General features: G+C 72.5%; 9 protein-coding genes. 8 read left to right on the top strand and 1 reads right to left on the bottom strand.

Features of this window, described 5'->3' with window-relative positions; genetic code table 11:
- Positions 1–64 precede the first annotated feature (64 nt).
- The 8 genes from eccE (at position 65) to C4J65_RS25475 (ending at position 12,063) form a co-directional block, all read left to right on the top strand.
- Complete coding sequence (gene eccE, locus C4J65_RS25510; protein ID WP_240330505.1) at positions 65–1,393, top strand: type VII secretion protein EccE; 1,329 nt, start codon at positions 65–67, stop codon at positions 1,391–1,393.
- Entirely contained in the window at positions 1,393–2,169 is a 777-nt protein-coding gene (locus C4J65_RS25505; protein WP_115744486.1) for a hypothetical protein, read from the top strand. Before eccE ends, C4J65_RS25505 begins: the two co-directional genes overlap by 1 nt.
- Before the next feature lie 288 nt (positions 2,170–2,457).
- On the top strand, positions 2,458–5,604 hold the full coding sequence (locus tag C4J65_RS25500; RefSeq protein ID WP_115744485.1) for an SCO5717 family growth-regulating ATPase: 3,147 nt from the start codon (positions 2,458–2,460) through the stop codon (positions 5,602–5,604).
- A 302-nt stretch (positions 5,605–5,906) separates the two neighbouring features.
- On the top strand, positions 5,907–7,772 hold the full coding sequence (locus tag C4J65_RS25495; RefSeq protein WP_115744484.1) for an ABC transporter substrate-binding protein: 1,866 nt from the start codon (positions 5,907–5,909) through the stop codon (positions 7,770–7,772).
- Entirely contained in the window at positions 7,765–8,811 is a 1,047-nt protein-coding gene (locus tag C4J65_RS25490; RefSeq protein WP_115744483.1) for an ABC transporter permease, read from the top strand. The genes C4J65_RS25495 and C4J65_RS25490 overlap by 8 nt, the downstream gene beginning before the upstream one ends.
- Positions 8,808–9,761 (top strand): ABC transporter permease, encoded by a 954-nt coding sequence (locus tag C4J65_RS25485; RefSeq protein ID WP_115744482.1) that lies wholly within the window; start codon positions 8,808–8,810, stop codon positions 9,759–9,761. Before C4J65_RS25490 ends, C4J65_RS25485 begins: the two co-directional genes overlap by 4 nt.
- Positions 9,758–11,035, top strand: a complete 1,278-nt coding sequence (locus C4J65_RS25480; RefSeq protein ID WP_115744481.1) for an ABC transporter ATP-binding protein — start codon at positions 9,758–9,760, stop codon at positions 11,033–11,035. Before C4J65_RS25485 ends, C4J65_RS25480 begins: the two co-directional genes overlap by 4 nt.
- The gene (locus C4J65_RS25475; RefSeq protein WP_240330504.1) at positions 11,032–12,063 is read left to right on the top strand and encodes an ABC transporter ATP-binding protein; all 1,032 of its coding nucleotides are present in this window, start codon (positions 11,032–11,034) and stop codon (positions 12,061–12,063) included. Before C4J65_RS25480 ends, C4J65_RS25475 begins: the two co-directional genes overlap by 4 nt.
- Before the next feature lie 88 nt (positions 12,064–12,151).
- Here C4J65_RS25475 and C4J65_RS25470 read toward each other — a convergent pair whose 3' ends face one another.
- Entirely contained in the window at positions 12,152–13,108 is a 957-nt protein-coding gene (locus C4J65_RS25470; RefSeq protein WP_115744480.1) for a bifunctional riboflavin kinase/FAD synthetase, read from the bottom strand.
- Between the last annotated feature and the right edge of the window lie 64 nt (positions 13,109–13,172).

Raw genomic sequence — 13,172 nt, 5'->3', positions numbered from 1 at the left:
GCTTCCGGAGCCTGCCGTGTGCTGAGCACAATGTCTTCGGTGAGAGTTCGGGGGATTTGGAGTGATGGCTTCCGCGTCGCGGACCCGGTCACGCACGCATTCGGCGCCCCGTCGTACCGACGCGCCGCCGGACAACGGACGCACGGCGTCGGCAGTCCGGTCCTCTGTCACCCCGCACCTGCAAGCCCGTCCGGCACGTGGTGGCTCCTCCACCCTGCAGCGGCTGGTGCTGCTGGAGTTGGCCGCCGCGTTGGCGGTGTGCGGCTGGCTCCTCGGGCCGGTGGCGACGGTGCCGTCGGTCGCCGTTGCCGCGGTGCTGGTGCTCCTGGCTGTAGTACGTCGGCGTCGGCGCTGGCTGCCTGAGTGGCTGGCCAGCCATCTCGCGCTGCGGGCCCGCCGCCGGGGCGCACCGCAGGTGCCGGTGCCGCAGGGCATCGACGCCGGTCTGGCCCCGGCGGTGGAGTGCGAGCCGAGCCTGCGCACGTACAGCTTCGTCCACCGGGACGAACACGACCGCCGGCCGGTGGGGATGGTGGGCGACGGGGGGTTCCTCACCGCCGTGCTTCAGGTGGAGGCCGACGCGGGGGCGCTGCGCGCCGAGCGCGGCCGCAGACCGGTCCCGCTGGCCCTGGTCCGGGACGCGCTCGACGTGGACGGCATTCGTCTGGCGTCGGGGCAGATCGTCCTGCACACACAGACCGCGCCCGCGCCCCATCTGCCGCGTCAGTCGGTCGTGGTGGCCAACTACGCGCAGCTGCAGTCCGAGATCGCCGCCCCTGCCGTCCGCATCATGTGGATCGCGTTGAAGCTCGATCCCGAACTGTGCCCCGACGCGGTGGCCGCGCGCGGCGGCGGGCTGCCGGGGGCGCAGAAGTGCCTGGTGCGCTCGGCCGAGCATCTGTCCAGCCGGCTGACGGGAGCCGGCTTCCGGGTGAACCTGCTGACCGAGGAGGAGGTGTCGTCCGCCCTCGCCACCTCGATGTGCGCCAACCCGATGGTGACCGTCCAGTCGGGCCAGGGTGACGCACCCCGGCGGCGCACCGAGGAGTCCAGCCGCAGCTGGCGTTGCGACAACCGGCGGCACACCACGTACTGGGTACGCCGTTGGCCCCAGTTGGGCGGTCAGGGTGTCGGGTTGCCCCAGTTGGTGGCCCAGCTGACGGCGGTGCCCGCGCTGGCGACCACGTTCAGCCTCACCCTGGCGCCGAGCGGTCACCAGGACGTGGCGGTCACCGGGCACGTGCGGGTCACCGGTCGCAGCAGCACGGAGCTGGCCGACGCACGCCGGGGCCTGGAGAACGTCGCACGCCAGGCGCGGACCGGTCTCGTGCGTCTGGACCGCGAACAACTGCCCGGCGTGCTCGCCACCCTGCCCCTCGGAGGTGCCCGCTGATGGCCTTTACGCCGTCCACCGCTCCGACGCCCGGGGCCGCCGCTTCCGGGCGGCCGGTCACCGGCCCGCGGGCGCGTCTGCGCACCGGCTTCGGTCTCCTGGGCCCCCGTCATCCGCGGCACACGCTCTCCATGGCCCAGGTTGACGCGCTCGGCCTGCCCGTCGGGGACGACGGTGTCGTGGTGGGTGTCAATGGCGAGGGGCAGCCCGCCGTGCTGGGGGTGAACCGCCCGACGCCCTTCGACGTCCTGCTGATCGGCGGACTGTGGACCACGCAGGTCCTGGCGCTGCGCGTTGCGGCGACGGGCGCCCGGGTGGCCGTGGAGACGGGTCGCCCGGCTCACTGGGCGCAGGTGGTGCAGGCGGTCGGTGGCGGTCAGTCCGGCATGACCGTGCACGAGGTGGGCCGGGTCCCTCCGCAGGGAGCCTCGGCGGCGGCACCGGTCCTGGTCATCCGGGACTGCGGCATGCGTCCGCCTCGCGGCCGGGTGGTTTCCGCGCCCTGGCAGTCCGTGCTGACGCTGCTGCCGTATCTGAGTCCGCTCGCGCCTCGGTTGATGCGTCAGGCGCGCCTGGTGGGCGTGCAGCGCGTATCACCGGACGAGGCGGTGGAGATCGGCCGGGTGACCGGCCTGCCCCGCTCCGAGTACGAGGCACTTCCGACCCTCGCCGACGGGGTCACCCTGTGGTGTACGGAACGGGACCGGCAGTACGTGATGACACAGCCGACCGATGTGGAGGCCGGCCTCCTGGGTACGCCCCGGCGGATGGACTGACTGAACCGGGTGGGCCGGATCACCCGATTGTGTCCGGTATAGCGTGAAAGCGCATGTTTTTTGGGTCAGTTGTGACGTTGGGCACCGAGGTGGGCAGGGGTACGGGGGCCTGACGGGGGTGGGTCACTCGTGATTAGGCTGGTGTCGGGCGCGACACCAGAACCCGTGAGCGGGGGTCGGCGTCTCAGGGGGAGAACCGGTGGATCGGACGACCTCGGACAATTTCGAAGGACAAGCAAGGGTCGCCCCAGCACGGCTTGAGGGTGCTCGACCACATCAGGAGGAACTGTGAGCAGCGATCGGGACGGGATCCGCGGGGGCTGGGCTACACCCGGCGATGACCAACCCGATGCGGAGTCCTCCGTCGAGACCACCGGCGAGTTCACCATCGACTACGCGCCGCCCGCCTGGTACACGCAGAACGCGTCCGGCGACGGCGGGCAGGGGGAGGGCGAGGGGGCCGATCCGCCTGCCGGTTCGGCCGGTCCTCCCCCGCCTTCCGCTCCGACGGCTCCGCCCGCGCCGCGTGGTCCGGTTCCGCCGTTGCCGGGGCTGACTCCGCCGCCGCACGCGACGCCGCATGGGCCTTCCTCCGTGCCGGCGCCTGCCCCGGGCGCGCCCTTCACGCCTCCGGCGCCGGCTCCGGGTGCCGCGTTCACGCCGCCTCCGCCGCCGGGGCCGGGTGCGCCGTTCACGCCGCCCGCGCCGCCGAGCGGGGGACCGGCCGGAGTACCCAAGTTGCCGGTGGGGAGCGGGTTCGAGCCGCAGCCGACACCGTCGCAGCAGTCCGCGCCGCCGGAGCCCGAGCCCGAGCCGGAGGTTCGGACGCCGGAACCGGAGGCCGTCGCCGAACCGGCGCCTGCCGCGGATCTCGCGTCTCCCGCGGCCCTGCCGTCGTTCCCGGCCGGAGGGTTCCAGCTCCAGGCTCCCGCGCCGCCCCCGCCCGCCGAGGAGCCCGCGGCAGCGGCCGAGCCCGAACCTGAAACCGACCGCGAGCCCGACACCGGCGACCTCGACAACGGCGACCTGGAAAGCGGCGCGACCATGCGCTTCTCCTCGGTCGCCCTCAAGCGTGAGCTCGCCGAGCGGGCCGTCTCGCAGGACACCACCGGGGAGGGCCCGGCGGCCGGTGCCGACGAGGTCCGTGACACTCCGGACGAGCCCTTCGTAAGCACGGGCTTCACTGATGCCGATGCCGATGCCGACGCCGAAACTGACGTCGACACGGAGTCCGACTTCGAGTCGGTCTCCGAGTCGGTCTCCGACGAGGCTCCCGACGCGGTGCCCGGTGACGGGCACGGCGACGTGGCCGACCCCCGCCTCGGTGGGTCGGTCCCCGACGCCGAGCCGGAGCCGGAGCCGGAGCCGGAGCCGGTCGTCCTGGCGGCCGTCGCCGAGCCCGAGCCCGAGTCCGAGCCCGAGGACAGCGTCCCGGCGGAGGACGAGCCCTGGGACGCCGTGCCGGCGGACGCGGTGCCCAACGACACCGCGCCGCCGGCCGACAGCGTGCCGCAGGACGCGACGCCCCCCGCGCCCGAGGGGATGCCTCCGCTGCCTCCCTCGTACCCGCCGGTCGCGCCCGCGGCGGCCCACCAGTGGCCCGCACAGCCCCAGACACAGCCCCAGCCCGCGCCCGCCCCTCCCGAGCAGCCGGGCGTACCGGCGCAGCAGCCTCCCTTCCAGCCGCAGGCTCCGCAGCCGGCGCCCGCCGGGTGGGAGCCGCCGCCCGCGCCCCAGCCGGGTTACGGCTTCCCGCAGCCCGGTGCGCAGGCCCCCCAGCCGCAGCCGCAGCCCCACTCCCCCGCCCAGCCGCCCGGCGGATACGGCTTCCCGCAGACCCCGCACGGGCCGTCGCCGCAGCAGCAGCCGTATCCCGGTGTGCCGCAGCAGGCGCCGCAGGCTCAGGGCGGTGGTCAGGCCCCACCCGCCCAGCCGGTTCAGCCCGGCCAGCCCGGTCAGCCGGGTCAGGCCCCCAACGCACCGCAGGCAGCGCCCCACACACCCCAGGCGCCCCCTGCGCAGCAGCCGGAGTACCAGCCGCAGGCACAGCAACCCCAGCCACAGCAGCCGCAGCAGCCGCAGCCGCAGCCGTACCAGCAGCCCGCCGATCCCCGTCTCGGGGCCGCCTGGCCGCAGCCGATGCAGCACGACCAGCGGCAGGCCACCAACCCGGGGGCGGCGCCGCTCGGTTACACGGCGGCCGTGGAGCTGTCGTCCGACCGGCTGGTGAACAACAAGCGGCAGAAGGCGAAGAGCAGCCGTCCGGCGGCCGGCGGTTCGCGGTTCAAGCTGGGCGGGAAGAAGGAGGAGGCCGAGCGGCAGCGCAAGCTGGACCTGATCCGCACCCCGGTGCTGTCCTGCTACCGCATCGCCGTCATCAGCCTCAAGGGCGGCGTCGGCAAGACGACGACCACCACCGCGCTCGGCTCCACGCTCGCCACCGAGCGGCAGGACAAGATCCTGGCCATCGACGCCAACCCGGACGCCGGCACGCTCGGCCGACGGGTGCGCCGGGAGACCGGGGCCACCATCCGGGACCTCGTCCAGGCGATCCCGTATCTCAACTCGTACATGGACATCAGGCGGTTCACCTCGCAGGCCTCGTCCGGTCTGGAGATCATCGCCAACGACGTCGACCCGGCCGTGTCCACGACCTTCAACGACGAGGACTACCGGCGCGCGATCGACGTGCTGGGTCAGCAGTACCCGATCATCCTCACCGACTCGGGCACCGGTCTCCTCTACAGCGCCATGCGCGGCGTGCTCGACCTCGCCGACCAGCTCATCATCATCTCGACGCCGTCCGTGGACGGTGCGAGCAGCGCCAGTACGACCCTGGACTGGCTGTCGGCACACGGGTACGCCGACCTCGTCTCGCGGTCGATCACGGTCATCTCCGGGGTTCGCGAGACCGGCAAGATGATCAAGGTCGACGACATCGTGGGGCACTTCCAGACCCGCTGCCGGGGTGTCGTCGTGGTCCCGTTCGACGAGCACCTGTCCGCCGGTGCCGAGGTCGACCTCGACATGATGCGGCCGAAGGTGCGGGAGGCGTACTTCAACCTCGCGGCGATGGTCGCCGAGGACTTCGTCCGCCACCAGCAGTCGCACGGCCTGTGGACGTCCGACGGCAATCCGCCGCCGGTCGCCGCCCCGCCCATGCCGGGCCAGCAGATGCCCGGACAGCCCATGCCCGGACAGCCCATGCCGCCGCAGCAGGGCCAGCCGGGGCAGCCGATGCCCGGGCAGCCGCAGCCGGGCCAGCCGTACCCGCCGCAGCCCGGGCCCGGACAGCAGCAGCCGTATCCCCAGCCCGGTTACGGCCAGCCCTACGCCCAGCCCGGTTACGGATATCCGCAACCGGGACAGCCGGGGCAGCCGCCGCAACAGCCGCAGCAGGGGCAGACGCCCCCTCCGCCCCCGCCCCAGCAGTAGCCCCACCACCTCCGAAGGCCCGCCCCGTCCTCGACGGCGCGGGCCTTCGGGCGTGTGCGAACGGCAACGTCCGCCCCAGCCGCCACGCTCTCACCAGGCAAGCGCCAGTGGTCTGCGCCAATGAGGGTCACGTATGGGTCAACTCGTCGTTTCCGCAGGCCACATGGGGTTTGACATACCGTTGACGCGCGCAGACTGCCGCTGGTAGACACACACTTCATTCCGCGTTCACCACCGTTCAAGCCCGCCTCACGCGAGGACGCCCGGCGTCTGCGCGTGCGATGACGCGAGGTCAGGTAGTCATGAACAGACACGATCAGCACGGCAGCGGACGTACCGCCCACCGGCCGTGGCGAACCCGTCTCCTCGCGGCAGCCGGCGCCGGTGCGCTGCTCCTCGCGTCGGGGGCGGTCGCCCCCTCGGTCTCGGCGAAGGAGGGCGACGGGGGCGACGGCGGCGACAAGGTGCTCACCGTCGCCGTGGCGCAGAGCGTCGACTCGCTCAGTCCCTTCCTGGCGGTACGGCTGCTCAGTACGAGCATCCACCGGCTGACGTACGAGTACCTGACCAACTACGACGCCAAGGACAACCACGTCATACCGGGTCTCGCCACCGAGTGGAAGTCCTCGCCGGACAAGCTGACCTGGACGTACACGATCCGTTCCGACTCCAAGTGGTCGGACGGCGAGCAGGCCACCGCCGAGGACGCGGCGTGGACGTTCAACACGATGATGACCGACCCGGGCGCCGCCACCGCCAACGGCAGCTTCGTCGGCAACTTCGCCGAGGTCACCGCGCCCAGCCCCACCCAGCTGGTGATCCGGCTGAAGAAGCCGCAGGCCACGATGACCGCGCTGGACGTGCCCATCGTGCCCAAGCACGTGTGGGAGAAGGTCGACGACTTCTCCAAGTTCAACAACGACAAGGACTTTCCGATCGTCGGCAACGGGCCGTTCGTGCTCACCGACTACAAGCCGGACAGCTATGTGCGGCTGAAGGCCAACAAGGACTTCTGGCGCGGCGCACCGAAGTTCGACGAGCTGGTCTTCCGGTACTACAAGGACCAGGACGCCGCCGTCGCCGCCCTGCGCAAGGGCGAGGTGTCGTTCGTCGCCGGGTCGCCGTCGCTGACTCCGGCCCAGGCCGACTCGCTCAAGAGCGAGGAGAACATCCGCGTCAACGACGCCCCCGGCCGCCGCTTCTACGCCCTGGCCACCAACCCGGGCGCGCGGGCGAAGGACGGGACGAAGTTCGGTGACGGCGACCCCTCACTGCTGGACCAGCGGGTGCGCAACGCGCTGTTCATGGCGGTGGACCGCAAGGCGATCGTCGACAAGGTGTTCCAGGGCCACGCGGTCGAGGGCGCGGGCTACATCCCGCCGCGCTTCTCCTCGTACTTCTTCGAGCCGTCGGCCGAGCAGGAGCTGGCCTACGATCCCGCGAAGGCGGCCCAGTTGCTCGACCAGGCGGGCTACCGGACGGACTCCGACGGCAAGCGCCTCGGCAAGGACGGCAAGCCGCTCGACTACCGCATCCTGTGCCACGCCACCGACCCGAACGACAAGGCGGTCGGCAAGTACCTCCAGGAGTGGTGGGGCGAGCTGGGCATCTCGGTCACCCTCAACTGCCTGGACAACGTGACCGACCCGTGGCTGGCCGGCAAGTACGACCTCGCCTTCGACGGCTGGTCCGTCAACCCCGACCCGGACTTCGTGCTCTCCATCCACACCTGCGCGGCGCTCCCGGCGACGCCGAAGGACACCGGGGCCACCGACAACTTCATCTGCGACAAGAAGTACGACGACCTGTACGCACGGCAGTTGGGCGAGTACGACGCCGGCAAGCGGGCGGAGATCGTCAAGCAGATGCAGTCCCGGCTGTACGACACCGGGTACATGAACGTCATGGCGTACCCGAACGCGGTCGAGGCCTACCGCACGGACCAGATCGAGTCGATCACCACGATGCCGTCCGCCGCGGGCAACATCTACGGGCAGGACGGCTACTGGAGCTGGTGGTCGGCGGTGCCCGCCGACTCCGGCGACTCCTCCGGGGGTTCGTCGTCGACCGGGACCGTGATCGGGATCGCGGCGGGCGTCGTCGTCCTCGTGGGTCTCGGGGTGCTGTTCGCCGTCCGCCGGCGGGCGTCGGCCGACGACCGTGAGTAGCGCTACCGGCTCCGCCGTCGAGAAGCGGGCTCCCGCGGCCGCGACACCGCGGGGGCCGACCCGCAGCGCGTATCCGCGGTACGTGGCGGGGAAGCTGGCGGGCGCGGTCGTCTCGCTGTTCGCCGTGCTCGTCACGAGCTTCTTCCTCTTCCGGCTGATCCCCGGCGATCCGGTGAAGTTCATGACCGGTGGCCGCCCGGTCTCGGCCGAGCAGCTCGCCGTGTACAAGGAGGAGTTCGGGCTCGACCTGCCGCTGTGGGAGCAGTTCACGGACTACTGCGTCAAGGCGCTGAGCGGGGACCTGGGGACGTCGTACCAGTTCCACGCGCCCGTCGTCGACAAGATCACCGAGGCGCTGCCGAACACTCTGCTGCTCACCGGCACGGCCTTCGTGCTCTACACCGCGCTGGGCGCTTTCCTCGGCACCCGCTCGGCGTGGCGGCACGGCGGGCTCGGCGACCGGCTCAACACCGGGCTGGCGCTGACTCTTTACTCCATCCCGTCCTTCTGGCTGGGGCTGCTGCTCATCATCGTGCTGTCGGTGGGGGTGGACCCGATCCCGGGGCTGTTCCCGACCGGGGGGATGGAGTCGGGCCGCGAGGAGGGCTTCGCGCACGTGCTCGACGTCGCGCACCATCTCGTACTGCCGGTGGTGACGCTGGTCGCGGTGGAGTACGGGCAGACGCTGCTCGTGACCCGGTCGGCGCTGCTGGACGAGATGGGCAGCGACTATCTGACGACCGCGCGGGCCAAGGGGCTCAGGGACGATCTCGTACGGCGCCGGCACGCCGTGCCGAACGCGCTGCTGCCGACGGTGACGCTGGTCTTCGTCAATCTGGGGCGGACCGTGGCGGGGGTCATCCTCGTCGAGACGGTCTTCTCCTGGCCGGGTCTCGGCGGGCTGTTCTACCAGGCGCTCAGCGTGCCCGATCTGCCACTGGTGCAGGGGCTGTTCTTCGTCTTCGCCGCCGCGGTGATCCTGATGAACACCCTGGCCGACCTGTTGTATCCGATGCTCGATCCGAGGGTGGGCCGATGAGCGCCGACACCACCGAGACCACCGAATCCACGTCCGGGCCGCCGGCGAAGTCCGGCCTGCCGGGTCCGCGGGCGCTCGCCCGTCGGCGGCGCCGTGCCTCCGTCGCGCGCTTCTGGAAGGAGTACCGCAAGCACCGGGCGGGGGTGTTCGGGCTGGCCACGCTGGTGCTGTTCGTGCTCGTGGCACTGACCGCGCCGCTGACCGTCGGGTCGGACGTGGACAGCGTGACCGACGCGCCCGGGCAGCCGCTGGAGAGCCCGAGCGGCCGGTTCCCGCTGGGCACCGACCAGTTCGGGCGGAGCCTGCTGGGCCTGCTGATCTGGGGCTCGCGCGTCTCGCTCCTGGTCGGGCTGCTCGCGGCGGTGCTTTCGGTGCTGATCGGCGCGCTCATCGGGATCACGGCCGGCCACTTCCGCGGCTGGTACGCCACGGTGATGATGCGGATCACGGACTGGTTCCTGGTGATGCCGACGCTGGTGCTGGCGATCGTGCTGGCGACGGTGCTGTCCCGGTCGCTGGGCACGATCGTGCTCGCGATCGGCGTGACCACCTGGCCGACCACGGCCCGGCTGGTGCGGGCGCAGACGCTGGCGGTGGAGTCACGGCCGTACATCGAGCGGGCGAAGGCGCTCGGGGGCGGACACTGGCACATCATGTCCCGGCACGTGCTGCCCAACGTCATGCCGCTGATCCTCGCGCAGACCACGCTGATCATCTCCTCCGCGATCCTGGCCGAGGCGACGCTGGCCTTCCTCGGGCTCGGGGACCCGGCGGTCGTGTCCTGGGGCGGGCTGCTGCAGGACGCGCGGGAGGCGGGGTCGGTGAGTTCCGGCGACTGGTGGTACCTGGTGCCGCCGGGCATCGGGATCGCGGTGGTGGCGCTGGCGTTCACGCTGTGCGGGCGTGCGGTGGAGGCCGTTCTCAATCCCAGGCTGGGGGTGTCCCGTTGAGTCTGCTCGAGGTGCGGGACCTGAAGGTGACGTATCCCGGCGGTGCGGCCGCCGTGCGCGGGGTCGACCTGACCCTGGCGGCGGGCGAGAAGCTCGGCATCGCGGGCGAGTCCGGCTGCGGCAAGTCCACGCTGGCCCTGGCGCTGCTGCGGCTGCTGCCGCCGGGTGCGCGGGTCGGCGGGGAGATCCTGCTGGACGGCGAGGACGTGCTCACGATGAAGTGGGGCCGGGTGCGGGCGGTCCGCTGGGCGGGTGCGTCGATCGTCTTCCAGGGCGCGATGCACTCCCTGAACGCGGTCCACCGCATCGGCGACCAGATCGCCGAGCCGATCCTGCTGCACCGCCGGGCCACGCCGGCCGGGGCGCGCAGGCGGGCCGGGGAGCTGCTGGAGCAGGTCGGTCTTCCGGCGGCGCGGGCGAGTGCCTACCCGCACGAGCTGTCCGGGGGCCAGCGGCAGCGGGTGATGATCGCGATGGCGCTGGCCTGTGACCCGCGGCTGATCATCGCCGACGAGCCGACCACTGCGCTCGACGTGATGATCCAGGCGCAGATCCTGCGGCTGATCGAGGGGCTGGTGGGCGAGCAGGACGTCGGCCTGATCATGATCAGCCACGACCTGGCCGTGCTGGCCGACACCTGCGACCGGCTCGCGGTGATGTACGCGGGCCGGGTGGTCGAGGAGGGCCCGGCCCAGCAGGTCTACGACGACGCCCGCCATCCCTACGGCCGGGCGCTGTCGGAGGCGTTCCCCACGATCGGGGACCCGGCCTCGAGGTTCGCGCCCCGCGGCCTGCCGGGCGACCCGCCCGACCCTGCGGCGGTGCCGTCCGGGTGCGCGTTCCATCCGCGCTGCCCGGTGGCGCTGCACCTCTGTGCCACCCAGGACCAGCCGCTGCGGGACGCGGGCACACGGCGCCGGGCAGCCTGCGTGCACGTGGGGCCGAACGGCACGGTGCCGCCGGGCGGCGACGGCGCAACTGCCGGGAGCGGGGCGCCCGACGGGGGCGTCGTACCTGCCGGCGGCGGGAGACCCAACGAGGACGCGACACCTGCCGGAAGCGAAACGCCCAACGAGGCCGCGACACCTGCCGGGAACGCGGCCACCGAGGACGGCAAGCCTGCCGGGACCCGCGACACCGGCGAGGGCACCGAACCCGCCGGGAGCCCCGGCGGCGCACGCGGGTCGGCCGACGGCCGCTGGAGCGGCGTTGGACGCGGCGCGGGCGGGGTCGCGTCGGCGGAGGACGACGGAGTGAGGAGCAGTGCGCCATGAGCAGCACCATGTCCGGCGGCGCACCCGGCGCCGCACCCCCGTTGCTGAGTGTCCAGGGGCTGCACGTCACCTTTCCCGGCCGACGCGGGGCGGCTGCCGCGCGGGCCGTGGACGGGGTCGACCTCGACATCCGGCGGGGTGAGATAGTCGCGCTGGTCGGCGAGTCGGGCTGCGGCAAGACGACCCTCGCCCGCTCGCTGCTGGGCCTGGTGAGGCCCACCGGGGGCCGCGTCACCTTCGACGGTGCCCCTCTCGGGTACTCCGCCCGTGCGCTCAAGGCGTACCGCAGACGGGCCCAGCTGGTCCTGCAGGATCCGAGCGGCTCGCTGAACCCGCGGCACACGGTGTACGACATCGTCGCCGAGGGCCTGCGCATCCACGGACACGCCAGGGACGAGCGGACGGCGGTCGCCGAGGCGCTGTCGCGGGCCGGGCTGCGTCCGCCGGAGCGGTTCTTCCTGCGCTACCCGCACGAGCTGTCCGGCGGCCAGCGCCAGCGGGTCGTCATCGCGGGCGCGCTGGTCCTGCAACCGGAACTCCTCGTCGCCGACGAGCCGGTGGCCTCCCTCGACGCGTCGGTGCGCGGCGAGATCCTCGCGCTGCTGCTGCGGCTGCGGACCGAACTGGGCCTGTCCGCGCTGGTGGTGACCCACGACCTCGGTCTGGCCTGGAACATCGCCGACCGGGTCGCGGTGATGTATCTCGGCCGGATCGTCGAGACGGGCGCGGTGGAGCAGATACTGACGGCCCCGCGGCACCCTTACACCCAGGCGCTGCTGTCCGTGCTGCCGGAGGCGCCGGGCACCCCGGTCGTGCTCACCGGCGAGCCGCCGGACCCGTCGTACATCCCCGGCGGCTGCCGCTTCCACCTCCGCTGCCCGGTGCTGGCGGGCGGCGAGGCCGGACGGGCCGGAGTCGCGGACGCCTGCCGGAACCAGGAGCTGGAGATCCTGCGCGGCGGCGACGAGGCCCAGGTCGCCTGTCACTGGGCCCGGGCGGAGCGGCCCGCAGCCGAACGGGCGGGCTGACGCCGACGGGCAGGGTGGCGCCGACGGAGGAAGGACGCCCTCAGGCCCCCGGGGGAAGGACGCTCCCAGGGCCTGGGGAAGGACGCCCTCAGGGCCTGGGGGCGTCCGTCGCGGTGAGCTCTCGGCACCTGTCCACGTCCACGGCCATCTGCTCGAGGAGCGCGTCCAGCGTCTCGAACTTCGCCTGCCCGCGTACGAAGGCCACGAAGTCCACGGCGACGTGCAGGCCGTACAGCTCGAGGTCCACGCGGTCGATGGCATACGCCTCGACCGTGCGCTCGGTGCCCTCGAACTGCGGGTTGGTGCCGACGGAGATCGCGGCCGGCATCGCCTCGCCCTGGGCGTGCAGCCAGCCGGCGTAGACGCCGTCGGCCGGGATCGCGGTGTGCGGGAGGGTCTCGACGTTGGCCGTCGGGAAGCCCATCTCACGGCCGCGCTGGGCGCCCCGCACGACGACGCCCTCCACGCGGTGCGGGCGGCCCAGGATCTCCGCGGCGCCCGCCACGTCGCCCTCGGCCACCAGGCGGCGGGTCAGGGTGGAGGAGAACGGCTCGCCGCCGCCCGCGTCGCCGGTGACGTACAGGTCGACGACCTCGACGTCGAAGTCGTAGACCTTGCCCTGCTCGATGAGGAAGTCCACGTTCCCGGCGGCCTTGTGGCCGAAGCGGAAGTTGGGGCCCTCGACGACCGCCTTGGCGCGCAGCCGGTCGACCAGGACCTTGACCACGAAGTCGGCCGCGGAGAGCTTCGAGAACTCCTTGGTGAAGGGGAGGATCAGCACCGCGTCCACGCCCAGGTCCGCCATCAGCTCGGCCCGGCGGTGGTGCGGGGCGAGCAGCGGCGGGTGGCTGCCGGGGCGCACGACCTCACTGGGGTGCGGGTCGAAGGTGACGACGACGGCCGGGACGCCCAGCTCGCGGGCGCGGTCCACGGCGTGCCTGATGATCAGCTGGTGCCCGCGGTGGACGCCGTCGTAGGAGCCGATGGTGACGACGCTGCGTCCCCAGTCCTCGGGGATGTCCTCCAAGCCACGCCAGCGTTGCACTGTGTCCGCTCCTCGGTGCTTCCGTGGTTTCCATGGTTTCCGTGGTGACCCTTACGCAGGTCTA

This window comes from Streptomyces sp. CB09001 (assembly GCF_003369795.1).
In the GTDB taxonomy this organism is placed as follows: domain Bacteria; phylum Actinomycetota; class Actinomycetes; order Streptomycetales; family Streptomycetaceae; genus Streptomyces.
The sequence above is the reverse complement of the archived record's forward strand: the minus strand, read 5'-3'. Positions and strand labels throughout refer to the sequence as shown.

What these genes read in the sequence shown, in the direction of transcription:
- eccE (WP_240330505.1), top strand. Translation starts at nt 65, where the DNA reads ATGGCTTCCGCGTCGCGGACCCGGTCACGCACGCATTCGGCGCCCCGT.
- C4J65_RS25505 (WP_115744486.1), top strand. Translation starts at nt 1,393, where the DNA reads ATGGCCTTTACGCCGTCCACCGCTCCGACGCCCGGGGCCGCCGCTTCC.
- C4J65_RS25495 (WP_115744484.1), top strand. Translation starts at nt 5,907, where the DNA reads ATGAACAGACACGATCAGCACGGCAGCGGACGTACCGCCCACCGGCCG.
- C4J65_RS25485 (WP_115744482.1), top strand. Translation starts at nt 8,808, where the DNA reads ATGAGCGCCGACACCACCGAGACCACCGAATCCACGTCCGGGCCGCCG.
- C4J65_RS25475 (WP_240330504.1), top strand. Translation starts at nt 11,032, where the DNA reads ATGAGCAGCACCATGTCCGGCGGCGCACCCGGCGCCGCACCCCCGTTG.